General features: G+C 43.1%; 20 protein-coding genes. 12 read left to right on the forward strand and 8 right to left on the reverse strand.

Going from position 1 to position 22,069, the window contains the following annotated elements:
- Window positions 1-103: 103 nt before the first annotated feature.
- A complete protein-coding gene (gene radA, locus FUT79_RS03385) occupies window positions 104-1,495 on the reverse strand; it encodes a DNA repair protein RadA (protein ID WP_148889257.1) in 1,392 nt (463 codons plus the stop codon).
- 369 nt (window positions 1,496-1,864) lie between these two features.
- Here radA and FUT79_RS03390 point away from each other — a divergent pair, with 369 nt between their 5' ends.
- Both FUT79_RS03390 and FUT79_RS03395 read left to right on the forward strand, forming a co-directional pair.
- The gene (locus FUT79_RS03390) at window positions 1,865-2,575 is read left to right on the forward strand and encodes a hypothetical protein (RefSeq protein WP_024752199.1); all 711 of its coding nucleotides are present in this window, start codon (window positions 1,865-1,867) and stop codon (window positions 2,573-2,575) included.
- Between the two features lie 284 nt (window positions 2,576-2,859).
- Window positions 2,860-4,551 (forward strand): hypothetical protein, encoded by a 1,692-nt coding sequence (locus FUT79_RS03395; RefSeq protein WP_024752200.1) that lies wholly within the window; start codon window positions 2,860-2,862, stop codon window positions 4,549-4,551.
- Window positions 4,552-4,777: 226 nt separating this feature from the next.
- Here FUT79_RS03395 and FUT79_RS14995 read toward each other — a convergent pair whose 3' ends face one another.
- On the reverse strand, window positions 4,778-4,936 hold the full coding sequence (locus tag FUT79_RS14995) for a hypothetical protein (RefSeq protein WP_156009251.1): 159 nt from the start codon (window positions 4,934-4,936) through the stop codon (window positions 4,778-4,780).
- Window positions 4,937-5,563: 627 nt separating this feature from the next.
- On the opposite strand from FUT79_RS14995, the gene FUT79_RS03400 reads away from it, so the two are divergent.
- From FUT79_RS03400 to FUT79_RS03440, 9 genes are all read left to right on the forward strand, one after another.
- Window positions 5,564-6,904 carry a hexokinase family protein gene (locus FUT79_RS03400; RefSeq protein ID WP_002697204.1) on the forward strand — a complete coding sequence of 447 codons (1,341 nt, stop codon included), beginning with the start codon at window positions 5,564-5,566 and terminating at the stop codon, window positions 6,902-6,904.
- Window positions 6,905-7,273: 369 nt separating this feature from the next.
- Window positions 7,274-7,891: a V-type ATP synthase subunit E family protein gene (locus FUT79_RS03405; protein ID WP_024752214.1), complete on the forward strand. Its 618-nt coding sequence runs from the start codon at window positions 7,274-7,276 to the stop codon at window positions 7,889-7,891.
- On the forward strand, window positions 7,891-8,445 hold the full coding sequence (locus FUT79_RS03410) for a DUF2764 family protein (protein WP_002697198.1): 555 nt from the start codon (window positions 7,891-7,893) through the stop codon (window positions 8,443-8,445). The genes FUT79_RS03405 and FUT79_RS03410 overlap by 1 nt, the downstream gene beginning before the upstream one ends.
- Window positions 8,432-10,207 carry a V-type ATP synthase subunit A gene (locus FUT79_RS03415; protein ID WP_024752215.1) on the forward strand — a complete coding sequence of 592 codons (1,776 nt, stop codon included), beginning with the start codon at window positions 8,432-8,434 and terminating at the stop codon, window positions 10,205-10,207. The genes FUT79_RS03410 and FUT79_RS03415 overlap by 14 nt, the downstream gene beginning before the upstream one ends.
- Entirely contained in the window at window positions 10,204-11,499 is a 1,296-nt protein-coding gene (locus FUT79_RS03420; protein WP_002697195.1) for a V-type ATP synthase subunit B, read from the forward strand. The genes FUT79_RS03415 and FUT79_RS03420 overlap by 4 nt, the downstream gene beginning before the upstream one ends.
- Window positions 11,500-11,511: 12 nt before the next feature.
- Window positions 11,512-12,129 (forward strand): V-type ATP synthase subunit D, encoded by a 618-nt coding sequence (locus tag FUT79_RS03425; protein WP_044634320.1) that lies wholly within the window; start codon window positions 11,512-11,514, stop codon window positions 12,127-12,129.
- Window positions 12,126-13,991, forward strand: coding sequence for a V-type ATP synthase subunit I (locus FUT79_RS03430; protein WP_024752216.1), 1,866 nt, complete (start codon window positions 12,126-12,128; stop codon window positions 13,989-13,991). Before FUT79_RS03425 ends, FUT79_RS03430 begins: the two co-directional genes overlap by 4 nt.
- A gap of 27 nt (window positions 13,992-14,018) precedes the next feature.
- The gene (locus FUT79_RS03435; protein WP_002697189.1) at window positions 14,019-14,441 is read left to right on the forward strand and encodes an ATP synthase subunit K; all 423 of its coding nucleotides are present in this window, start codon (window positions 14,019-14,021) and stop codon (window positions 14,439-14,441) included.
- A 134-nt stretch (window positions 14,442-14,575) separates the two neighbouring features.
- Entirely contained in the window at window positions 14,576-15,370 is a 795-nt protein-coding gene (locus tag FUT79_RS03440; RefSeq protein ID WP_024752217.1) for a type III pantothenate kinase, read from the forward strand.
- Window positions 15,371-15,482: 112 nt separating this feature from the next.
- Here the strand turns inward: FUT79_RS03440 and FUT79_RS03445 are convergent, their stop codons facing one another.
- Window positions 15,483-15,908 (reverse strand): YbaN family protein, encoded by a 426-nt coding sequence (locus tag FUT79_RS03445; protein ID WP_024752218.1) that lies wholly within the window; start codon window positions 15,906-15,908, stop codon window positions 15,483-15,485.
- A 203-nt stretch (window positions 15,909-16,111) separates the two neighbouring features.
- Between FUT79_RS03445 and FUT79_RS03450 the strand changes: the two genes are divergently transcribed.
- Complete coding sequence (locus tag FUT79_RS03450) at window positions 16,112-17,470, forward strand: bifunctional folylpolyglutamate synthase/dihydrofolate synthase (RefSeq protein WP_024752219.1); 1,359 nt, start codon at window positions 16,112-16,114, stop codon at window positions 17,468-17,470.
- Here the strand turns inward: FUT79_RS03450 and FUT79_RS03455 are convergent.
- Genes FUT79_RS03455 through FUT79_RS03475 form a run of 5 tightly spaced genes read right to left on the reverse strand, consistent with a single transcriptional unit; the run spans window position 17,403 to window position 22,012 of the window.
- A complete protein-coding gene (locus tag FUT79_RS03455; protein ID WP_024752220.1) occupies window positions 17,403-18,158 on the reverse strand; it encodes a pseudouridine synthase in 756 nt (251 codons plus the stop codon). The genes FUT79_RS03450 and FUT79_RS03455 overlap by 68 nt on opposite strands.
- The gene (locus tag FUT79_RS03460) at window positions 18,145-19,107 is read right to left on the reverse strand and encodes an RluA family pseudouridine synthase (RefSeq protein ID WP_024752221.1); all 963 of its coding nucleotides are present in this window, start codon (window positions 19,105-19,107) and stop codon (window positions 18,145-18,147) included. The genes FUT79_RS03455 and FUT79_RS03460 overlap by 14 nt, the downstream gene beginning before the upstream one ends.
- Window positions 19,097-19,645: a hypothetical protein gene (locus FUT79_RS03465; protein WP_024752222.1), complete on the reverse strand. Its 549-nt coding sequence runs from the start codon at window positions 19,643-19,645 to the stop codon at window positions 19,097-19,099. Before FUT79_RS03465 ends, FUT79_RS03460 begins: the two co-directional genes overlap by 11 nt.
- On the reverse strand, window positions 19,642-20,505 hold the full coding sequence (gene rsmA / locus FUT79_RS03470) for a 16S rRNA (adenine(1518)-N(6)/adenine(1519)-N(6))-dimethyltransferase RsmA (protein ID WP_024752223.1): 864 nt from the start codon (window positions 20,503-20,505) through the stop codon (window positions 19,642-19,644). Before rsmA ends, FUT79_RS03465 begins: the two co-directional genes overlap by 4 nt.
- The gene (locus FUT79_RS03475) at window positions 20,492-22,012 is read right to left on the reverse strand and encodes a ComEC/Rec2 family competence protein (RefSeq protein WP_039943486.1); all 1,521 of its coding nucleotides are present in this window, start codon (window positions 22,010-22,012) and stop codon (window positions 20,492-20,494) included. Before FUT79_RS03475 ends, rsmA begins: the two co-directional genes overlap by 14 nt.
- Window positions 22,013-22,069 lie beyond the last annotated feature (57 nt).

The following is a 22,069-nucleotide window of genomic DNA, read 5'->3' on the forward strand; positions in this document are numbered from 1 at the left end:
CCTATTTATATAGCTGTGGTAGTTTTCAAACTCATTTCTGCGTGGAACCACGGGCGTCCGTGCCCGTTCTGATTTTTACCATAGTTATGCTAAATCCGGTGTGCTAGCCGCGTGCGGGGTCTTGTGTGTTTGCGGCGAAGGCACGGGCGAGTATTTGAGCTAAGCTTTCCACAACAATGAGGTCGTTGCGGTCGGTGTCGGTTTGATTGCGGGCAAGGGGCGCATAGAGTTTTGTAAAGCCGAGGCTTTGCGCGGTTTTGATGCGCTGCGGGAGCCGTTTTACCGGACGTATTTCTCCCGCCAAACTGAGCTCGCCGATAAAGGCTGCCTCCGATTGGGCAGGTAAGCCTGAGCGCGCCGAATACAGGGCGATTGCAAGCGCAAGGTCAACCGCCGGCTCTTTTAAGCGAATGCCGCCGGCAACGTTTACATAAATGTCTTGGTCTGAAAAACGCAGTCCAACCCGTTTTTCAAGCACCGCCGCAATGCGGCTTACCCGGGCGGAATCAACCTTATCGGAGAAAACTCTGGTAACTGCTCCCTTTGCGGGAACAGTGAGTGCCTGTACTTCCACCATGAACACTCTGCTTCCCTCGCAGATGGGCGCAACGGCTGAGCCTTCGGGCAGCTGTCCCCGCCGCTCGGTAATAAAAAGCCCGGACGGGTCTTCAACGGCAGCAAGACCGTCTTCGCTCATTGTGAAAATGCCAAGCTCGTCAACCGAGCCGAATCTGTTTTTGAGGGCACGCAAAAAGCGAATATCATCTTCATTTTGCTCAAACGAAATTACCGTGTCGACCAAGTGTTCCAGCACCTTCGGGCCTGCGATGCTGCCGTCTTTGGTTACATGGGCGGTAAGGAAAAGCACTGAGTCCCGCTCTTTTACCCAGGCGATAAGTTCTGCGGCGCAGTATTTCAGCTGGTTGATTGTTCCCGGAATACTTCCCGCCTGAGGAGAAAAGATTGTTTGAATAGAATCAATAATAACAAAGACGGGATTTTGAGCATTTAAGGCGGATTCAATATCTTCCGCCCGAGCGGTGCAAAGCAGCTCAATATTGTTCAGCGGCAAATGCAGTCTGTCCGCACGCCCTCTGATCTGTCCGGGGGATTCCTCGCCCGAAACATAGAGCACCTTTTTCCCCGCTGCGGCAGCCGCTTGCAACAGCAGGGTTGATTTTCCGATACCGGGCTCCCCGCCAATCATTACCGCCGAGCGCTTCACCGCGCCGCCGCCCAACACACGGTCAAGCTCGCTGATTCCGGTGGAGTGTCTGTCCGTATCCTGAGCCTGCACAGCGGCAAGCGGCAAGGGTTTTACCGCCATGCCGGCATTTACCTTCGACAGTGCGCTTCCGGAACCGCTTTCCGTAAAAAAAACTTCTTCCATTGTATTCCACTCGCCGCAATCGGGGCAGCGTCCCAGCCATTTCGGCTGCGTATATCCGCAATTCGTACACCGGAAAGCGGAACTTCCGGATTTTTTCTTTGCCATGATTTATAGTATAGTAAAAAAACTTCGGTTTAGCAAATGGGGCGCATGCTTCGCATTAAGGGGACTTTGCGTCCCCTTAACCCCTGCACCAGAGGAATGTAAATTTCAGAACCGCCATGGACGGCGGTGGTTCCAAGCAGGAGCGATGTTTTAAAACAGGGTGGTTTGCAAAGTTTTAAAACTCGCAGATTAGATTTTGACATGGACGTCAAAATCTAATCCATTGTTCATGCTCTTGTCGTGTCAAAATCAGGCGTATCCTTTTTTATTTTTATTTTTTTTGATAGTATGGAATTGCTTATGAATAACAATTTTTAGTTGTCTGTAAATACATCAAAATTATCGGCAATGCAATTTCAAGGAGTTTATATGAAACATAAGATTATTTTTGCGTTTATATGTGTGGCGGGAATTTTTTCTTCCTGCGCAAGCACAAAAAAAGAAAAACTTGCGGAACCGAATTACCCGATGCAAAAACTCGGCGCAATACGGGCTAACACCGTGAATCGGGTGAATAAGCAACTTTCGCCGAAGGTTTTTTCATTTCTATTTATACCGACTACAAACCTCGTTCAAATGCACCATAAATTTATGGGCGATAATATTTGGGTTGACCTTACTGCCGAAGGCAGAGCAGCCATGATTGAGGCAATGAATAAATATATCGAAGAGTATGAAGCGAAAAAACTCACAAAAGAAAATGATAAAAAGAAAGCATATTTCGGAAAGGCGGATATGCTTGTCACTTGGGGCGTGCTGGGCGGCGCTCATGAGGCAATGCCGACCGTGCGGTTTGAGTATCAATTTATTACTCCGAAGCGCCCGTATTTTATTATTGGAAACGCAACAACCGCTTCATCGGACGGTAACAACTGCCCTGCAATGCGGATGGCTTTTTCACCCGCACAATGTAAACAAGTCATCGAATACCTTAAGCAGGAAAACATCGATGCAATGATGGAGGCGGTAAAAGCCGACTTTGATAAATTCGATATTGATGATACCGATAAAACATTTGAAGAACTGGAAAATCAGTCTGAAGCGAATTCTGCCGAACCCGATGTAGAGGAAGGTTTTTAAGAAAAAAATAACTCGAAGCAGATAATAAACGATTCTTTTAAAGCATGCCATTACGGTTTGAACCTTTTTGCACAGCAGATTTTCTGTGAATCTCAAACCGTAATGTTCATGTATAAACCTCTTTCGGCTTTTTCTCTTTAAACCAGTTGATTAAAAAACTCATCTATTATACCGTTAATCGTAAGATTTTATTTTCAGAAAAATCCCCTTTGTATAAAGGATTACACGGAGCAGGCGATCGTGCCGCGAGTAATCCAGTAACAGTTTTACAAAAAAGAGATACTATGAAGCAGTCATTTTCCATCTATATAAAACTTATTTGCATTTATAAAGGCTTTTTATTTTCGTTGAAGCGATTTACGCTGCAAAGAATGTCGGATAAAAAACCAGCCGGAATTATAACATTCGTGCTGTTTGCTTTGTTTTTAGTGTATATTTTTGCGAGCTTAGGGTTTCTCGCCGTGGTATTCAATTGGCAGCTTTATGATGTGTTAGCTCGAGTAAATCAACAACGCTTATTATTTGTGATAAATGCGTTATCGGTTTCAGTGTTTGTATGTGTATTTGAATTTTTGAGTATCCTTTCAGCCTATCATGCCGGTGCGGTAGAAGAGTATATTTTATCTTTGCCGATAAAACCTTCTATTGTGCTTTTGGCAAAATATACTGTGCATGCCCTGCGTTCAATTTGTTTTTCACTTTTTATGTTTATGGTGTTGGCGATTGTGTATACTTTTGTTGAAAGTCCTCCCGCTTTTTTTTATTTTGCAGCCGTGTTATCCACAATTGTATTACCCTTGCCGATACTTGGTTTTTGTTATGCAGTGCATATCTGCGTTTTTTCATGCCTTTCATTTTTAAAAAACAAGAAACTGATAAAAATATTTTCCATGTCGATAACTCTGATTTTTGCAGTGGGCATACAGTTTCTTATTCAATTCGGCTCAACACGGTTTATTCATCTTTCTGCAAAAGCCGAGCAAGCTGCAGCCCTTGCGCAAAAACTGCAAAGCGTTTCAAATTTGTTTGAATGGTATTTGCCAATCGGCTTTGCCGCGGACTTGTTAACCGCCGATGATATTTTGACGGCTTTGCCGCCTTTGTTTGGGCTTATCGCAATCGGAGTAGCAAGTCCTATGTTGCTTGTACTGCTTGCAAATCGACATGCAAAAACACTGCCAGGCTTTTCCGCGCAAAACGTGAAAAAACTGCAAAAGGAAACAGTGCATGATTTTATACAAAAAAAACTGTGCCGGCATTCGCTTATGCGCACTCTTGTGTATCGGGAAATAATCAGTTTAAATAGAGAACCCGCATTTCTTTTTGGCGGGCCGTTTTCGATTATCCTCTTTCCGTTAATAATAGCAATTCCTATACTTGCAAGAGGCTCGGCGGATTTTATCGCGGTTTTGCATAATGCGGAATTGAAAGGGCTTTCCGGAATTATAATAGGACTTAGTGCCGCCTTTCTTTCGGCAAGCACGCAAATTGCTTTAACCGCAGTTTCTCGTGACGCAAAAAATCTTGCCGTCATCAAAAGTTTGCCGATTTCGTGGCAACAATATTTTTTGGCAAAATTCATTCACGGCTTTATTTTCAGTTTAATTGCAACTGCGGTTTCTCTTGCTTTCTGGTCTTTACTCTTATTCCCTTCAATTGCGGAAATCTTTTTCGGGGCTGCAAGCGGACTTGCGCTCGCCGCTTTGTTAACGGTGATAGACTTATACATCGATATCGCCCGCCCGTTCCTGTATTGGGATAATCCGACTTTGGTAATGAAACGGAATATCAATAGACTCATCTCTTTTTTTATTTCATTAACTCTTCCGGGGCTCTTATTTTTTTTGGCGGTAATAAGCTCATCATTCATATTGACTTCGGTGCTGCTGATTTTCTTGCCGGGGCTCTTAACCGTTATTCTTCTGCCGATAATCTTACAACTCGGTGTCCAAAACTTAAAAAGCCTTGAGCTTTAAATTCTTTGTTTGTTCAAAACACGTTTATTGCTTGTGCAGCGTTTTATTGATAACTCGAGTTATAGTGTATTTTGTATAATTTGTAGAAAATTTACAGAAAAGAGCGCAGGTTTGGTTTTGACGTCCGTGTCAAAACCAAACCTGCGAGTTTTAAAACTTTGCAAATACCCTGTTTTAAAACATCGCTTCTGTTTGGAACCACGGGCGTCCGTGCCCGTGCTGAAATTTACATTTCTAACGGCGGGGTTAAGGGGACAGGATCGCGGCGAAGCATAAGCGCAACCGCCCTGCGCCAGCAGCACGGGCAAAGTGTTGACATTCCGGTTTTCACTTCGCCTACGAGTTTGAAAACTTCTATTTTATAGTAGCGGTAGTTTTCAAACATCGTTTGGAATTTCCTAGGGTCTAAGGGCTGTCGCCAAGCCCTTACTATAAGCATTCCTATGGTAAATTGCTCACCGTTGCGCCGTGTCGAACTCTTTTTTATAAAATTTTTTATGTTTTTGGTAAAATGTATTAAAAAAAGAGTCCAGCACAAGGGCGAACCCTTGGAATTGCTAGCTTTAGCTGCTTGCGAGTTTAAAAGCCTCAATTTTATAGTTTGCTGTTGATGCTTTTAAACATCGTTTGGAATTGTATTGTTTTGCCATCCGTGGCAATTTACCATAAGAGATGTTGAATCTGCAAGCAGTTATTATTGATGCTTCGATTAACATGAAATGGAAGTTAATTTACAGAACGTTAGGTTAAAATAAGCAACGGACTAAACATGTAACCGTGTTATAACTACGGGGACCCTTGTTTTTTAATAGCAGCTAAATCTTTTTTTGCAAATCGGTTTTTTAAGATAGTACTAAAAGTAATTTATACAAAAAAAACATGCTTGCATTGTCTTCACTTTCTTAATTTATCACACTCTATTTTTATCAGATTCTAAGAGGTTTATAAATTCCCGCTTTCTTTTTTTCGCTCCTCATGGTATAATTTTCTATCTTTTTGCAAGGAGTTTTGTATGGAACCTCTTTATAAAGTAGCAGCATTTTTTGGGCGCCACAATTTTGATGTAAACGGGCCCAATATTAATACGGTTATTGATTGTCTTTTGTTTGAGATGAAAGGCGGGTTGGAAAAGGATCCAGTACTGCCGCCGAATACGGGGCCTGCACTGGATATGATTCCCACATGGATATTTCCGCCGGAAGAGGCGCCGAAAAATAAAAAGGTTATAGTCATTGATGCAGGCGGAACGAATTTCCGCTCCTGCTTAGTGCACTTTGACGAAAAAGGGGTTCCGACCATCAGTGATTTGGAAAAACAGGCGATGCCGGCAACTGACCGTGAATACAGCAAGGCGGAATTCTTTGAAACCATCGCCTCGTTTTTGGATCATTTAAAAGACAAGGCGGATAGAATCGGTTTTTGTTTTTCGTATGCAATGAAAATAAGTCCCGACGGCGACGGCGAGGTTATTCAGTTTTCCAAAGAGATCAAAGCCCCTGAAGTAATCGGCTCCTTTGTCGGAAAAAATTTATCCGAAGCCTTGGTAAAGCGGGGCTGGAAAAAGCCTGAAAAAATTATGCTCCTCAATGATACGGCTGCTGCCCTGCTTGCGGGAGCTTCAACAGCGGTAAAAGGAAGGCGGTATGATTCCTATGTAGGATTTATCTACGGTACCGGAATGAACAGCGCATATATCGAATACGAGCCGATCCCGAAAATTCAAAATAACAAAGAGGTTCCCCATATTCCCGCCGCGCAAATTGTCGTTTGTGAATCGGGAAAATCAAATAAAGTGCCGCGCAGTAAACTTGACGATGCCTTTGCAAAGACAACCAATGTGCCGGAAATTTATCTTTTTGAAAAGATGTGTTCCGGCGCTTATTTCGGTGCGCTTGCCTCCCTTATACTGCGAACCGCCGCAAATGAAGGCTTGTTTTCAAAGCCGGTAAATGCCGCCCTGCAAAACATGCAGGATTTTACCCCCGCCGATATGGATAAATTCTTTTATGCGCCCCACGCCGAAGACACTTTGATCGGCGGCATTGCCGCAAAGGGAACCGAAGATGACCGCGAACTAATCTTTAGACTGCTGGATGCCCTTGTACGACGCGCCGCAAAATTCGCAGCGGCAAATATTGCGGCTTCCGTTATCAAAAGCGGCAAAGGAAAAAATCCCGCATTGCCGGTCTGTGTGCTTGCCGAAGGAACCACCTTCTTAAAAATGCACAACATGCGCAACAGAACACTTGGATATTTAAACACAGTCCTCACCGAAGAGCGGGGAATTTATTTTGAGCTTATCTCAATTGACAATGCGGTAACCTTTGGCTCCGCCATTGCCGGATTGCTGTAAGAGAGTTTGTGTGTACCGCACCTTGACACGGACGCACACATAACAAATAGTAAGTTTTACATCGATTGTAAGGAACTGTAAGGAACAAAAAACAGCAAAAGACGGTTTTTCACTAAATCATCTGTACTGTATACAAAAAGATTCTATGTTTTTCTTGCGTCAAATATAGTTTTATTATATAATGGAGAAGTACGCAGTAAATGTTGCTTGGTCTTCAGTATGATTATAGATAAAAGTTTTGTGAAAAACTTATCGTATGTTAATGCGAATGGGCGGCATAAATAAAAAATGTATAATTTTACAGACGATTAAAAATATCTTATTGTTTATATAAAACAGTTGCAAAATTATCACATAAGGAGATGTTTTATGGAAATACAATTACAGGAGCTTGTCGATAAAATTAAGCAAGCCGGTGTCGCTCCCGCAGAAGAGCAAGCGGCGAAGCTTATCAGTGATGCTGAAGACAAGGCTCGCAGTATTATTGATGATGCACATGCGGAGGCAAAACAGATTATCCAAACAGCAAAGACGGAAGCCGAACGTTTTGATCAAGCAGCGGTCGCCTCCATTTTTCAGGCAGGAAGAAACACGCTTCTTTCTTTTCGGGATAATTTACTTGCGCAACTGGATGCGTTTATAAAAACCGAAACCCTAAAAGCATACGATAGAGATGTTTTGCGAAATTTAATTCCCGAAGCGGTACTGGCATGGATTAAAAACACCGGGAATGATGATCTTTCAATTATTCTTTCCCCTGAAGATGCAGATGCACTTAAAAATGTTCTGTTGACGGGATTAAAAGAAAAGCTTTCTTCAGGTATTGAAATCAAAGCTGATGATCAGGTTGAAGGAGGCTTTAGAATCGCAACAAAAGACGGTGCCGCTTACTATGATTTTTCCGCAGAAGCGGTTGCAAACCTTTTTTCTTCCTATATAAATCCGCGTACCGCTGAAATTCTTAAAACGGCGGCAAAGGAGCTTTAATGGCTTCTTATTATTATTTGGTTGCACAATTACCTTCCTTACAGCCGAATCTGGCGCCCCCTTTAAGTACAGCGCAATTTAGAGAACTTTCTTTGCGTTTTCTGTCAAAAAAAGATGCTGCAATTTTAGAAAAACTTTCATTAGAGCCGCCGATTGAATATGAAAAAACAGGCTCTGTTTTTTTAGATAACTGGTATCGTTTTGAGCGGGAATTGCGGGTAACGCTTGCGCAAGCACGCGCATCAAGGCTACGGTGGAATGTCCCCGAATCGGTCAAAAAAGCGGAAGTATCCGATATCGGGTTGGTACAGGCGGTTCGTGCAGCAACGGATTTTGATGACCCTTTAGAAGCGGAAACTTATCTTGACAAATTGCGTTTTGCCGCCGCAGATCGGTTCATGCCACAGGATTATTTTACAGCGGATGCGGTATTTGCCTATGGTATAAAACTTTTACTTTTAGAACGCATGGCTCATTTTACTGTTGAAGAGGGCAAAAAAGAGTATACAGTACTTTATAACACTATTCTTGGAGAATCATATGATAGAAAATGAAGGCAAGGTGGTCGGCATTAATGGAAATATGGTCAGTGTCGCCTTTACGGGGCATATTTCACTGAATGAAGTCGGCTATGTAGAAGTAGATAACAAACGTCTAAAAGGCGAAATTATTCGTATCAGAGGCTCAATAGCCCAGATGCAGGTTTTTGAAATTACTAAAGGAATTAAAATAGGAGATCCCGTCTATTTTACCGGCGACCTTCTGTCGGTAGATTTAGGGCCGGGATTGCTCGGGCAAATTTATGACGGGCTGCAAAATCCCCTTCCGCAACTGGCAGAACAAGCAGGATACTTTTTGGAGCGCGGCGTGTACCTTGAAGGGCTTTCAAGAGAGAAAAAATGGGAGTTTACTCCTATCGCAAAAGTCGGCGATACACTTACTCGCGGAGACTGTTTCGGCACCGTGCCAGAAAACAGTTTTACCCATCGTATTATGCTTCCTTTTGATATGTACGGAACCTATACACTGAAATCCATTGCATCCGAGGGTGCATATACCTTAAAAGATACCGTTGCGGAAGTTACCGATGAGCGAGGTAAAGTCTACCCGCTTACTTTGAGTTTCCGCTGGCCGGTAAAACGCCCAATCGATTGTTATGCTGAACGGCTTAAACCTACAGAGCCGCTCATTACCAAAATCAGAACAATTGACACTTTTTTTCCGGTAGCAAAGGGCGGAACCTATTGTATCCCCGGGCCGTTCGGGGCGGGAAAAACTGTTTTACAACACGCAACAAGTCGCAACGCCGAGGTTGATATTGTAGTTATTGCCGCTTGCGGCGAGCGGGCGGGAGAGGTTGTTGAAACCTTAAAAGAATTCCCTGAATTAACCGATCCGCGGACAGGGCGTTCTTTAATGGAGCGTACGATTATTATTTGTAATACCTCATCAATGCCGGTAGCAGCCCGTGAAGCTTCAGTATATACCGGAGTAACTTTGGCTGAATATTATCGGCAAATGGGATTAAATGTACTTTTGCTTGCCGATTCTACCAGCCGCTGGGCGCAGGCTCTTCGAGAAATGTCCGGTCGTTTGGAAGAAATACCCGGTGAAGAAGCATTTCCCGCTTATCTCGAATCATATATTGCAACGTTTTATGAGCGGGCAGGTATTGTGCGCTTAAAAGACGGCAGTATGGGCTCCGTTACAATCGGCGGAACGGTTTCTCCCGCAGGCGGAAACTTTGAAGAGCCGGTAACGCAGGCAACGCTTAAAGTTGTAGGCGCCTTCCATGGCTTATCGAGGGAGCGCTCCGATGCGCGAAAATATCCGGCTATCCATCCGCTTGATTCATGGTCTAAATATCCGGGCGTACTCGACACCGCGCAGGTAGCCTATGGGCGTTCATTTTTACAGCGGAGTTCCGAAATAGAGCAGATGATGAAAGTCGTCGGAGAAGAAGGCACTACTATCGAAGACTTTGTTGTGTATTTAAAAGGACTCTTCCTTGACTCGGTATATTTACAACAAAACTCGTTTGATGAGGTCGATGATGCGGTCTCTGTTGAGCGGCAAAAGCACTGCTATGAGATTATTTTACAAGTTTTGGGCGGAAAATTTAATTTTGAGACAAAGGATGAGGCAAGAGCTTATTTTAATAAGCTGCGCCTTTTATTTATAGACTATAATTATTCTGAATGGAATTCTTCCAAGTTTAAATCCCATGAAACCGAAGTATTGAGCCTCATTTCTGAAAAATCACAGGAACTTGATCCTCAAGCTAAAAACTACTTGGAAAAGCGGGGTAAAATATGAACAAGGTTTATAGCAAAATTGAATCAATCACCGGTTCTGTAATAACCGTTAAGGCTGAAGGTGTACATTATGGAGAGTTGGCGCAGGTAAAAACCGTTTTCGGCACCTCTTTAGCGGAGGTAAATAAGCTTGACGGAGACATTGTTTCGTTGCAGGTTTTTGCAGGCGGGCGCGGTGTTTCAACAGGTGATGAAGTGCGGTTTTTAGGAAGACAAATGCAGGTAAGTTTTTCACACGATCTTCTCGGGAGAATCTTTAACGGCTCGGGAGAACCGCGCGACAGAGGACCTGCTTTACACGATAATCCTGTAGAGCTTGGCGGCCCATCGGTTAACCCTACAAAAAGAATTATGGCGCGCCGTATGATTAGAACCGGTATTCCGATGATCGACATGTTTAACACGCTTGTTGTCTCTCAAAAACTACCGATATTTTCTATTTCCGGTGAGCCGTATAACGAATTGCTTGCACGAATTGCGATGCAGGCGGAAGTTGATGTTATTGTTTTAGGCGGTATGGGCTTAAAATACGATGATTATTTGTATTTTAAGGAAACCCTTGAAGAAGCGGGATCTTTAAGCCGAACGGTCATGTTTGTGCACACGGCGGCAGACCCCACGGTAGAATGCCTTATGATTCCGGATATGTGTCTTTCAGTGGCTGAACAATTTGCTCTTGAAGGAAAAGACGTACTGGTATTGCTCACCGATATGACAAACTTTGCAGACTCAATGAAAGAAATTGCAATCATTCAAGAGCAGGTTCCCTCTAATCGCGGTTATCCGGGAGATTTGTACAGTCAGCTTGCCGCCCGATACGAAAAGGCGGTAGAATTTGACGATGCAGGCTCAATCACCGTATTGGCGGTAACCACCATGCCCGGCGACGATGTTACGCATCCTGTTCCTGATAATACGGGCTATATCACCGAAGGACAGTTTTATCTTAAAAACGGTCGAATTGAACCGTTCGGCAGTCTTTCCCGATTAAAGCAAAACGTAAACGGCAAAACACGTGATGATCACCGTGCTTTAATGGATAATATGATTAAACTCTATGCTTCATTTAAAGATACCTTAGAGAAAAAATCTATGGGTTTTATGATGAGCGAATGGGACGAAAAACTTTTAAAATACGGCAAACTCTTTGAAGCGCAAATGATGGACTTGTCGGTTAATATTCCACTGGAGGGGGCTCTTGATGCGGGCTGGAAGATTCTTTCTTCATGTTTTACTCCCGAAGAAACAGGTATCAACTCTGAGCTCATCAAAAAATATTGGGTGCGCACATAGGGAACGAATACTATGGCAATAAAACTTACTAAAAATGAGCTGAAAAATCAAAAAGAAGCATTAAAAATGTTCCAACGGTATTTGCCGACCCTTCAGCTTAAAAAACAGCAGCTGCAAACCGAGATACGCGGTATAGAAGCGAGAGCGCATGCGGTTCGCTCGCAAAGAGATGCGCTTAATAAAGAATTTGAGCAATGGATCGCCGTGTTTGCAGAAAAAAATGCGTTTAAGCTCGAAACCGTGCAAATAAAGGAAGTAAGAACGTCAACGGGAAATATTGCCGGTGTGCGTATTCCTGTTTTTTCCGGCGCCGATTTTACAAGGACAGAATACGACCTGTATGTAACTCCCTTGTGGGTTGATATTGCTTCCGATAAAATGGAACAGGTTTTAACTTTTGATCTTGAAGCACGCGTGCTTGATGAACAGGTAAAACTGCTTAATCAAGAGTTGCGTACTACAACGCAGCGGGTAAACCTTTTTGAAAAAATAAAAATTCCCGAAACTCGGGAAAATATCAGAAAGATCACGGTTTATTTAGCGGATCAGCAAGTTGCGGCGGTAGTGCGCGGAAAGATTTCCAAAAAGAAATCAGAGTTTCGAAGTGCAGCACAGGAGGAATCGCAATGATAGTACCCATGAAAAAAGCCTCTGTTTTGGTCTTACACAATGAGCAGGAAAAAGCACTGGAAGCATTACGCAAACTAGGTGTTTTACACATAGAAAAAAGAGAGGCATCAAGCGAAAAGCTTTCATCCTTGCGCGATCTTGATACAAAGCTGACTCGAGCTCAATCTCTGATTGAAGAGGCTGCAAAAAACCTAAAGAAAAAAGTGCGTGGCTCCGCTGATGCAGATCAAGAAAAACTTATGGAGCTGGTAAACAATACGCTTGCATTGGCGGAGGAAAAGGATGCCGCAAAAGATCGTCTTGCAGCTACTCTTTCCGACATTACGCATTACGCTCCTTGGGGGAACTTTAACCCTGCCGATATAAAAGAGCTCGCGGAAAAGGGTGTATATCTTTTTCCGGTAACGCTTTCTGAAAAATCTTATCGTGCTTTGCCTGATTCGCTTACCACTGTTTTACTTTCTGCAAGAAAAAAACTGGTGCGTTGTGTCATTATCTCGGAAGAGCCGAAGCTCCCGATAGATTTACCCGATGACGTGCAAGAACTTGAGATGCCTGCAGTTGCAGTATCCGAGCTTGAAGAAATTCGGGACGATTTAACGGTTAGAATTTCCGATATCGAAGAAAAGCTTGCTTCTTTTACCACATATATACCTGCAATGAAAAAGCTGCAAAAAACTTGCGCAAAAGAGATTGAATTTGAGGTAGTCAGAGCCGGTATGCCGCTTGTGGAACTGAATGATAAAGACAGCTTAACAAAAAAAATGAATCTTGCTTGGCTTTCAGGGTATCTTCCCACAGAAAACGAAGCCGCATTACTTGAAACTGCAAAAAAAGAAGGGTGGGCATGCGTATCCAATGATCCTACGGATGAAGATATTGTGCCTACTCAATTGAAGCATAATCGTTTTGTAAACTTATTAACTCCGCTTACCGAATTCCTCGGTACAATTCCGTATTATACCGAACCTGATATTTCCCTTTGGTTCTTACTCTTTTTCGGAATATTTTTTGCCATGATATTCGGCGATGCGGGCTATGGCAGCGTTCTGGTACTTATTTCCGCAGTTATGATCTTAAAGGCGAAAAAGGCAAAAAAAGAAGTTCCGCTTGCACTTAAAATGTTTTTATATCTCGGTTTTTTAACCGTTATTTGGGGTACAATTGTATGCAACTGGTTCGGTCTTGCGCCCGAAAATCTTCCCGTTTGGCTTCAAAACCTTTCAATACCGGGATTTTCAAATCTCACCGAAGAAACGATCAGAAACAAAAATCAAATGCATTTTTGTTTTATACTCGGACTCATACAGCTTACAATTGGACATATAATCGGTATAAAGCGGAGCTTCCGTTCTCTGAAAGTTTTCGGCGAAATCGGATCTCTTGCAATGCTGTACGGAATATATTTTGTGGTATTGAACCTTATTATCGATAGCAAAAAATATCCGATAAACTCTTACGTGATTATTGCAATTGTTGCGGGCTTTATCTTAAACTTTATTTTTTCCTCGTATGAAACAAGCATCCGAGAAAGTCTTATAGAAAATGCTAAAAACAGCATCAGTAAGTTTCTTGGGGTGGTAAATATTTTTGCCGATATTATGAGTTATATTCGTCTTTGGGCGGTTGGGCTTGCCGGCGGCGCAATTAGCGCAACGGTCAATGCAATGGCGGGTCCTGCTTTAGGAAGTTTTTTGGTATTTCTCGGTGTCTTATTACTTTTATTCGGACACGGATTAAACTATATTATGAATGTGCTTTCGGTTATCGTACACGGTGTGCGATTAAATACTTTGGAATTTTCAAACCATGTCGGTCTCGCATGGGCCGGTATAAAATACGAACCTTTCAGCGATAACTAAATGCTGTAAGGATATGGAGGATTACATATGAATTTTGGTTTATTTGGTGCGGCGGCCGCACTCGGGATTTCAGCCATCGGATCTGCAATCGGACTCGCTATTGCGGGGCAAGGAACAATCGGCGCGTGGAAACGCTGTTACATGAGTAACAAACCAGCACCTTTTATACTGGTCGCTTTTGCCGGAGCTCCTTTAACGCAGACAATTTACGGTTATCTGTTGATGGATCGAATGCTTAATTCTCAAAAAGATGCATGGTTCTTATTAGGTCTCGGACTTGTCTGCGGACTTGCTATTGCCATATCAGCGGTAGCACAGGGAAAAGCATCCGCCTCAGGCTCCGATGCCCTTGCCGAAACGGGAAAAGGATTTGCGCAATATATTACAATTGTCGGTCTTTGCGAAACTGTTGCTCTGTTTGTTATGGTATTCGGCTTAATCAAGTGCTGAAAAGACTCAAAAAGAGTACCCAGATATAGCTTTATCTCAAATGGGTTTTGTAAGATACTTTTATATGCTGCAAAACCCATTTGCAGTTTTTAGCCTTTGTATTCTTTTTGTCGTAATCGCAAGGAATTTTTTCAATGCATTTAGTTGTAGATATTGGTAACTCTAATATTGTAATTGGTCTTTTTGAAGAAGAAAGAATCGAGAACGAGCCGAACTGTGTAAAAACCTGGCGCTTATATACGAATATTTTGCGTACCGCTGATGAGTACACAACGATTATTCGCAGCCTTTTACGCGATGATAATATTGATATTTCTTCGGTACATTTTTCTCTTCTTTCTTCTGTGGTACCGCCGCTTACGCTTGTCTTTTCTCAAGTGCTCATAAACCTTACCGGAATTAAACCGGCTGTTCTTGCCCACGATGTATATGACAAACTTCCCATCGCAATTCCTGAAACGGCACGCTATACCATCGGGACGGATATTATTGCAAATGCGGTCGGTGCCTATACATTTTATAAAAAAGCTTGCATCGTCATTGATTTCGGCACGGCTCTTACCTTTACCGCTGTTGATTCACAAGGAAGTATCCAAGGCGTTGCCATTGCACCCGGTTTACAAACTGCGGCAAAAGCACTGGTTACACAGACTGCACAGCTACCTTCGGTTCCTCTTGAAATTCCCCATTCAAGTTTGGGAAAAAATACCGTACACGCAATTCAGTCCGGAATTGTGCTCGGTTATTCTTCATTGGTGGAAGGTATGATTGTACGCATGAAAAAAGAACTTGGTACGGACTGCCTTGTTGTTGCGACAGGAGGGCTTTCCGGTGTGCTTGAAAATGCAGAAAACCTTTTTACTAAAATCGATCAAAAACTCACATTAAAAGGGCTTTCATATATTGCCGCAATTCTGAACGAAAAATAAACTTCCCTTTAAAAAATAAAATCCTTATCGGATTTTCAGCCTGCGGTTTGAAAGAAAAACTAAATCCTTCTTTGGAAAAAAATCAAATCGCAGCGCTAAAACTTGCCATGCTTTAAACCGCTTCATTCGGAGACTCTTTTTTTTGAGTGGAAGAATCGGGATTTGCTGCAGGCCGAATTGTTTTTATCCTGAATATAAAATAGTAATATTTTATTACCATAAGTAAAATGATTATTATGCGCGCATAAAGATTTTTTGAAAAATAAAACCCGATTAAAAGCATGGTTGATGCAAAAGCTAAAATAGATACTTTTGCTTTTAAAGTCATTGCGCGGTTTTCATTAAATCGTTTTAAGTGGTTTTTATAAATTTTTGTTTGTATAAACCAGTTATGAACACGTGTTGAGCCTTTAGTAAAACAAAAAAGAGTTATAAGTAAAAAAGGCGTTGTAGGTAGGATGGGCAAAAAAATCCCTATAATCCCAATCCCTAAAAACAAAAAGCCTACGATTATCCATACTATTTTAACGATTTTCATAATCACTCCGTTGTTATACTAGAGTAACATAAAAAGCTTAGAGAGGCAAGCATGGCTTGCATGGCCGGAATAAAGCATGAAAAACTTATTTTTGCCATTTCAACAGCAATTTAACTCAATTTTAAATAGTTTTCACAGATTATTACCATTCCTCCTTTTTATATCCATTGACTTTTTTTTGAGACTTTCTACAATAACACCATATGAAATTTTCAACCGAAGAGTTTTGCCGATGGCTTGACGGCTTTGCCAATTTTGAGCAGGTGCCGAAGCCGGATAGGTTTACTTTAGAAGGAATTAGAAATCTTGCGGAAATGTTTGACAATCCGCAAAATACCTATAAATCGATTCATCTTGCCGGATCGAAGGGGAAGGGCTCAACCTCAACAATGATTGCCTCGATTCTTGATGTGGCGGGTTTTCAAACAGGGTTGTATACGTCGCCGCATGTTTGCGATTTTCGGGAGCGGGTTTCCCGTGCCGGCGTTTTTTTTAGCGATGCGGAATATGCGGAAGCCTATGCGCGAATACATGAAAAAATAACCGCAAAGCAAAACAAAGATTCCGATTTTGCGCCGACTTGGTTTGAGCTTGTTACCTTGCTTGCCTTTGAACTTTTTAAGGAGTGCGGCTGCAATTGGGCAGTGTTTGAAACCGGCATGGGCGGACGGCTTGATGCCACCAACATTATTCAGCCGGAAGCCTGTGTGCTTATGCCGATAGAGCTGGAGCATTGCAAATTCCTTGGCGATACGCTTGCAAAAATTGCCGCTGAAAAGGCGGGCATTATTAAAGAAGGCTGTCCGGTTTTTTGTTTTGACCAGCAGGAAGAAGCTTTGCAGGTTTTTAAAACGGTTGCGGAACAAAAACATGCGCCCTTCTTTTATCTGCCGGAGCTGATTACAAAAACCGAAAGCAGCATCGCTCATTTTGAGCGAAAGGTTTGCATTCATTTTAATGCGGCAACAAAACCGGGGAGTTTGTTTGCGCGCCCGCTTTCGGTTAACCTAAAACTTTTAGATGAGTTTCAGATAAAAAACGCCGCGCTTGCCGCCGCAGCTGTCAAGTATCTTTTGCCGGAACTCAGCGAGGAGATAATCGAAAAAGGTTTGGCTCAAGCAACGCTTCCCGCACGTTTTGAGGTAGTGCAAAAAGAGCCGCTTATTGTTGTGGACGGCGCTCACACAAAAAACAGTATTGCCGGCACGCTTGCAACGTTCTTAAGTATTGCGCCTGAAAAATTTATCCTGCTTTTTGCCTGCGCCGAAGATAAATCAAGTGAAGAATTTGCGCCTCTCTTTTTAAATCACGCTGCGGAAATCTTTCTCACTATTCCGGGTGTGTTTAAAAAATCGAATTTTGAGCGAACGAGGAAAGCTTTTTTGAATACTTTTCAAAATGAGCCAAGCTGTCCGATACATGCAGATGAAAACTTTTCGCTGATTATTCGCCAAGCCTTTGAGAAGAGTAAAACTGAAAAACGTCCGCTGCTTGTTATAGGCTCATTTTATCTGGCGGGGGAAGTAAAACGCGCACTTCCTCAGCTTGCACAGAAGGATTAGGAAAAGAAAGCTCTGTCGCAAACAACTGGAGCGGATATGTATGCGCGTTGATTATGGCTTGCGCATAGGCTTTTTCATACGCAGGATTGTAAAGCGCATCTCCGATAATCGGAAAGCCGATCCACGCCAGATGAGCGCGCACCTGATGCCGATATCCTAAGCTGAGTGTGCAGGTAATCATTGCGGTTTGCCCTTGCTCCAGAATCTCGGTTAGGGTTGTGGTGTACAATTTGGCATTTCGGGTAAAATTTTTGCCGCCCTCAAAAATCGGCGCAACCTTTCGCGCACCCGGGCCGAAGTTTCTAAACCGGCTTTTGACAACAAAGGGAAGCGTAATTTTTACTTTCGGTGAGTTTAATTGCGGGCTGCAAAAGGCGGTATAGGTTTTTCTGATTTTCCCGTTTTGTTGTGCTTTTTGCAAAATATCAAAACTGTTCTGATTTTTTGCAATAAGCACCAGCCCGCTTGTGGCAGTATCGAGCCGATGGATAAGCCCTTTTTCAATCTCTTTTTTTCCGATGACGGCGGCAGCTGCGGGCTCCCTTTTTATAAACCATGCAATGAGCGTGTTTTTCTCATCGCTGCGTAACGGGGCGGTGGGCATTCCCGAAGGTTTATACAAAACCGCAAAATCTTCACTCTCTTTTATAAGCTGCGGCTCGGGCAGCCGATGATTAAAGCCCGCCATCGTTTTTCATTTCCCCTAAAAATGAGCGAAACCTCTCGGGCAACGGGGCGGTAATTTTTATCGGATTTCCGTCAGGCAGGTTTATTTTTAAGTGCTGCGCGTGAAGCATTAAGCTGCTTGAAGAAAATCGGGAATCTTTTTTTCCGTAGAGCGGATCTCCTAAAATCGGGCAGCCGATAAAGGCGGCATGCAGCCGAATTTGGTGTGTGCGCCCGGTGCCAAGTTTGAATTGCACAATCGAATATTTGCCGAAAGTTTTTAGCACCCTATACAATGTATCCGCATACCGCCCGACGGAAAGGTCTGAAGAAGCGGCAAACTTTGTGCGGTGTTTCGGGTCTCGATATATCGAAGTTTCAATTTTTCCTTTAAGTGTTCGAGGACAGCCTTGCACTACGGCAAGATATATTTTTGTTGTTTTGTGCTGTTTAAATTGAGCCTTAAAAAACTCCTCCGCCCGCGTGTTCCTTGCGGTAATAAGCACGCCTGAAGTGTCCTTATCCAAACGGTGGACAATTCCCTGCCGGAAGCAGGACTGAAAACTTTGCGTGTTCTGCAAGATTTCGGAAAACTCATCTTTAATCGGCGAGCAATGCAGCCGGTAATACGCCAACCCCTGCACCAATGTTCCCGTCCAGTTCCCCGATGCGGGGTGCGTTACCAAACCTTGTTGCTTATTAACCGCAATCACATCCTCATTTTCAAAAAGAATGGAAAGCGGAATCTCTTCGGGGATAAAAACCTCGGGGATAGGGTCTGCCCATTTAATTTCTACAATATCATTAGGGCGTACAAGCGTGGAAAGCTTTGCCTGCTTCCCGTTCACCGCTGCCGATTGCAAACCCGCCTTTAGTTTTGAGCGCGGTATATTCATTTGCGCGCCGCAAAAAACATCGAGCCGGCGGGGCTCATTGTACGCTTCCGAAACGACAAAGCGTTTATTCTGCATGTTTTTCAGAATCCTGCGGAGTGTTTTCTTCCATTTGCTCTGCCGGCTTTTCAGGTGCTCCTTCGGGCGGAGCTGTCAACGGAACAAGCATAATCTCCTCACCATGTATGAGGTTTTCTCTTTCAAGTTTTTTGCGATCGATAGAACGCTTAATTGCACGATAACTGAAATCGATAAGCGCTATTCCGATAGAAATTCCGACAGCGGTGCAAAACACTTTTATTTGTTCTTTTTCGGTAAGAGGAACAGCCTTGTCCGCCTGTTTAAGCGGCCAGGGATAATAGGCGGGGTCTTTCGGATGTTTTGCGGCACGAATCATATCATATCCCCAAAAGGTTAAAAGCGTTACAAAGGGCAAGGCGCCAAACGATAGAATTTCAAAGCGGCGCAACTCGTGCTGCCAAAGCGGGAATTCCTCTTTTGTATATGGAACGGGAGTTCTGTCAATTTTTTTTTCATCTTTTTCATCGGCAAACACGGGAAAAATTCCTGCAAAAATAGTAAAAAACAAAACAGCTGCGGTTATTTTTCTTCTCATAATAATGAAGTGAGTATATCGCAAAGTTTTAAAAAATCATAGACCTGTAAGGTTTCAGCACGGGCGGAAGAATCTATTTCCGCTTTTTTAAAAAATGTATCCGCATCAACCGCCGCATACCGGGGATTGCTTTTTTGCCACGCAAGAAAGTTATTTTTAAGGGTTTTTCTTCGGGAGGAAAAAAACGCCCGCAGCAATTGAAAAAAAAGCTTGTTATCTTTGCAATCAATTAAATCCGTTTTTTTTGTTAAAAGAAGCGCTTGAGATACCACATTCGGGCGGGGCCAAAAACAAGCGGAAGGAATGGTTCGCAAGGCGGTAACATCATAGTATCGATTACAAAGTACTGAAAACGAAGAATAATCCGGCGAGTTCGGCTGCGCCCGCATTCTGTCTCCTACTTCTTTTTGCACGGTTACAAGCAGTTTATCAAAAATTGCTTCGGCTTCGATGGTGTCCGCAATCAATTTTGCCGCAATATTATATGGAAGATTTCCGAAAAAGCAGTCGGGTTTTTCTTTTTCAAATGCCGCCTTCCATGTTTTCAGCGCATCTCCTTCTATCAATGTAAACAGAGGATTTTCGCCGTAGGCTTTTCGAAGAAAATCGGAAAATCCGGAATCAATTTCAAATGCGGTTGTATGTACGTTTTTTTCCAGCAATAAAAAGGTCATCGCTCCGAGCCCCGGACCGATTTCCCAAATTCGCTCTCCTCCCTGTAATTCAAGCGAATCGATGAGAAACTTTCGCATGTTCTCATCGATTAAAAAATTCTGTCCGAATTTTTTCCGCATTCCCAAGTCTCTCTCTTTTAAAAAGGAGGCAAGGGCGGAAGGAGAATTATAATCAGGTAAGTTCATAGCTATTCCTTTTAATGGTGATTTTTTTTGCAATATACATGCAAGATACGCCTGCCGCAAAAGGTATTATAGCATAAAAAACCGTTTCTGAAATAGTTTCAGCCTCTAAAAGAGGAAATTGAGCAAAACTCCGTGCCAGAAAAAAAATGCAGTGATACATGCCGTTCAGCACAAAGGAAAAAATCGGCGAGGCAATCGGCAGCAATAAACAGATGCCAATCGCCGCTATTCCGAAAATAAGAAAAACCGAAACAATCGGGCTTATAACGCAAGAGGCAAGAACGCCGATAAAAGCGATTTTTCCGATAAAACCTATGACTATGGGCGCCGTAAAAGCCTGCGCACCGATAGAAGCTGCAAAGGCTCCGGCGATTGCCGCGGGGATTTGCTTTTTTACTATTGTGATAAGCGCTTCGCCAAACAAAAGAATACCGGCGAGGGCTCCGTACGAAAGCATAAAGCCAAGTTCTAAGGCATCTTGCGGGAAAAACACAATATGCACCGTTATCATTGCGGATAAAATCGAAAAGATTTTCGGCTGAAACCCGAAACGTTTTCCCAACACCATAAACAGCATCATTCCCAAGGCTCTGCTTAACGACGGCGACGTGCCGGCAAACCAGACAAAGAACAAAACCGAAAGCAGTGAAACCCGTATTGCAATTCGCTTGCGTCCGAAGATATTCCCGAATCGAATTGCGGCAAGGCTGACAATCGACACATGCATTCCCGAAAGTGCCAGCACATGGGCAAGCCCCGCGTTTTTAAAACTTTCCGCAAAGTCCGGCGTTAAAAAGGTTTTATCCGCCGCAAGCAATGCCAGCAAAAGCCCGCCCGCTTCTCCCCACTCGTATAAAAGATACATAAGATAAAACCGTAAGCGAGCCCGAACCTTTTCGTGTTTTGAATTCCATGCGGAAAACTTTGGCTGCACCGGCTTGGCAAAAAAAGCTTTTTCGTCGTCGGTAAATCCGCCTTTCACAAAAAGCCGCAATCCCTTTGCATAGTATTCGGAAAAAACTTCGCCTTTGAGCAAACTGATTCCGCCCGCATACTGTTCTTTTACAGCAGCAGCCGGCATAAAAAGCATACAGCTTCCCCGTGCGAAAAAAGAGGAGCCGTCCGCATAACTGCACCGTAAAAGTTTTACCGGCATACGGTAATAGCGTTGCCCCGCCGGAAGCGGATCGCCTGAAAGTTCTGCTTCTATCATCGTTACCTTTGAAAGCTGCGCAAGTGTGGCGGGCGGCGCTTCCAACACAAGCAAAAACCGGTATGCAAACAGGGCAAAAACACAGCCGATTGCTATATACACACCGTTTCTCATCAGCACATTTGCTCTCTTTTTAAAAAAAAGTACCCAAAAAACTATAAGAAAAAGCAGCGCAATGCTCAGTATCGTAAAAAGCGTTCCCGAAATTGAAAATCCGATTGCATAAAAGCCATAAAAAAGGCAGCACAAGGTTCCCGCAATTATCACAATCGGAGCGTTGGTTTCTTTTCTCATACTCTTATTATTTGTCGGTATTTGCAAAAACGGCTTAGAAACGGTAAAAGATTTTGA

Origin of the sequence: Treponema phagedenis (genome assembly GCF_008153345.1) — a bacterium.
In the GTDB taxonomy this organism is placed as follows: Bacteria; Spirochaetota; Spirochaetia; order Treponematales; family Treponemataceae; genus Treponema; species Treponema phagedenis.

What these genes read in the sequence shown, in the direction of transcription:
- FUT79_RS03415 (WP_024752215.1), top strand. Translation starts at nt 8,432, where the DNA reads ATGATAGAAAATGAAGGCAAGGTGGTCGGCATTAATGGAAATATGGTC.
- FUT79_RS03420 (WP_002697195.1), top strand. Translation starts at nt 10,204, where the DNA reads ATGAACAAGGTTTATAGCAAAATTGAATCAATCACCGGTTCTGTAATA.
- FUT79_RS03445 (WP_024752218.1), bottom strand. Translation starts at nt 15,908, where the DNA reads ATGAAAATCGTTAAAATAGTATGGATAATCGTAGGCTTTTTGTTTTTA.
- FUT79_RS03450 (WP_024752219.1), top strand. Translation starts at nt 16,112, where the DNA reads ATGAAATTTTCAACCGAAGAGTTTTGCCGATGGCTTGACGGCTTTGCC.
- radA (WP_148889257.1), bottom strand. Translation starts at nt 1,495, where the DNA reads ATGGCAAAGAAAAAATCCGGAAGTTCCGCTTTCCGGTGTACGAATTGC.
- FUT79_RS03455 (WP_024752220.1), bottom strand. Translation starts at nt 18,158, where the DNA reads ATGGCGGGCTTTAATCATCGGCTGCCCGAGCCGCAGCTTATAAAAGAG.
- FUT79_RS03425 (WP_044634320.1), top strand. Translation starts at nt 11,512, where the DNA reads ATGGCAATAAAACTTACTAAAAATGAGCTGAAAAATCAAAAAGAAGCA.
- rsmA (WP_024752223.1), bottom strand. Translation starts at nt 20,505, where the DNA reads ATGAACTTACCTGATTATAATTCTCCTTCCGCCCTTGCCTCCTTTTTA.
- FUT79_RS03410 (WP_002697198.1), top strand. Translation starts at nt 7,891, where the DNA reads ATGGCTTCTTATTATTATTTGGTTGCACAATTACCTTCCTTACAGCCG.
- FUT79_RS03400 (WP_002697204.1), top strand. Translation starts at nt 5,564, where the DNA reads ATGGAACCTCTTTATAAAGTAGCAGCATTTTTTGGGCGCCACAATTTT.
- FUT79_RS03460 (WP_024752221.1), bottom strand. Translation starts at nt 19,107, where the DNA reads ATGCAGAATAAACGCTTTGTCGTTTCGGAAGCGTACAATGAGCCCCGC.
- FUT79_RS03405 (WP_024752214.1), top strand. Translation starts at nt 7,274, where the DNA reads ATGGAAATACAATTACAGGAGCTTGTCGATAAAATTAAGCAAGCCGGT.
- FUT79_RS03440 (WP_024752217.1), top strand. Translation starts at nt 14,576, where the DNA reads ATGCATTTAGTTGTAGATATTGGTAACTCTAATATTGTAATTGGTCTT.
- FUT79_RS03435 (WP_002697189.1), top strand. Translation starts at nt 14,019, where the DNA reads ATGAATTTTGGTTTATTTGGTGCGGCGGCCGCACTCGGGATTTCAGCC.
- FUT79_RS03465 (WP_024752222.1), bottom strand. Translation starts at nt 19,645, where the DNA reads ATGAGAAGAAAAATAACCGCAGCTGTTTTGTTTTTTACTATTTTTGCA.
- FUT79_RS03430 (WP_024752216.1), top strand. Translation starts at nt 12,126, where the DNA reads ATGATAGTACCCATGAAAAAAGCCTCTGTTTTGGTCTTACACAATGAG.
- FUT79_RS03475 (WP_039943486.1), bottom strand. Translation starts at nt 22,012, where the DNA reads ATGAGAAAAGAAACCAACGCTCCGATTGTGATAATTGCGGGAACCTTG.
- FUT79_RS03395 (WP_024752200.1), top strand. Translation starts at nt 2,860, where the DNA reads ATGAAGCAGTCATTTTCCATCTATATAAAACTTATTTGCATTTATAAA.
- FUT79_RS14995 (WP_156009251.1), bottom strand. Translation starts at nt 4,936, where the DNA reads ATGTTTGAAAACTACCGCTACTATAAAATAGAAGTTTTCAAACTCGTA.
- FUT79_RS03390 (WP_024752199.1), top strand. Translation starts at nt 1,865, where the DNA reads ATGAAACATAAGATTATTTTTGCGTTTATATGTGTGGCGGGAATTTTT.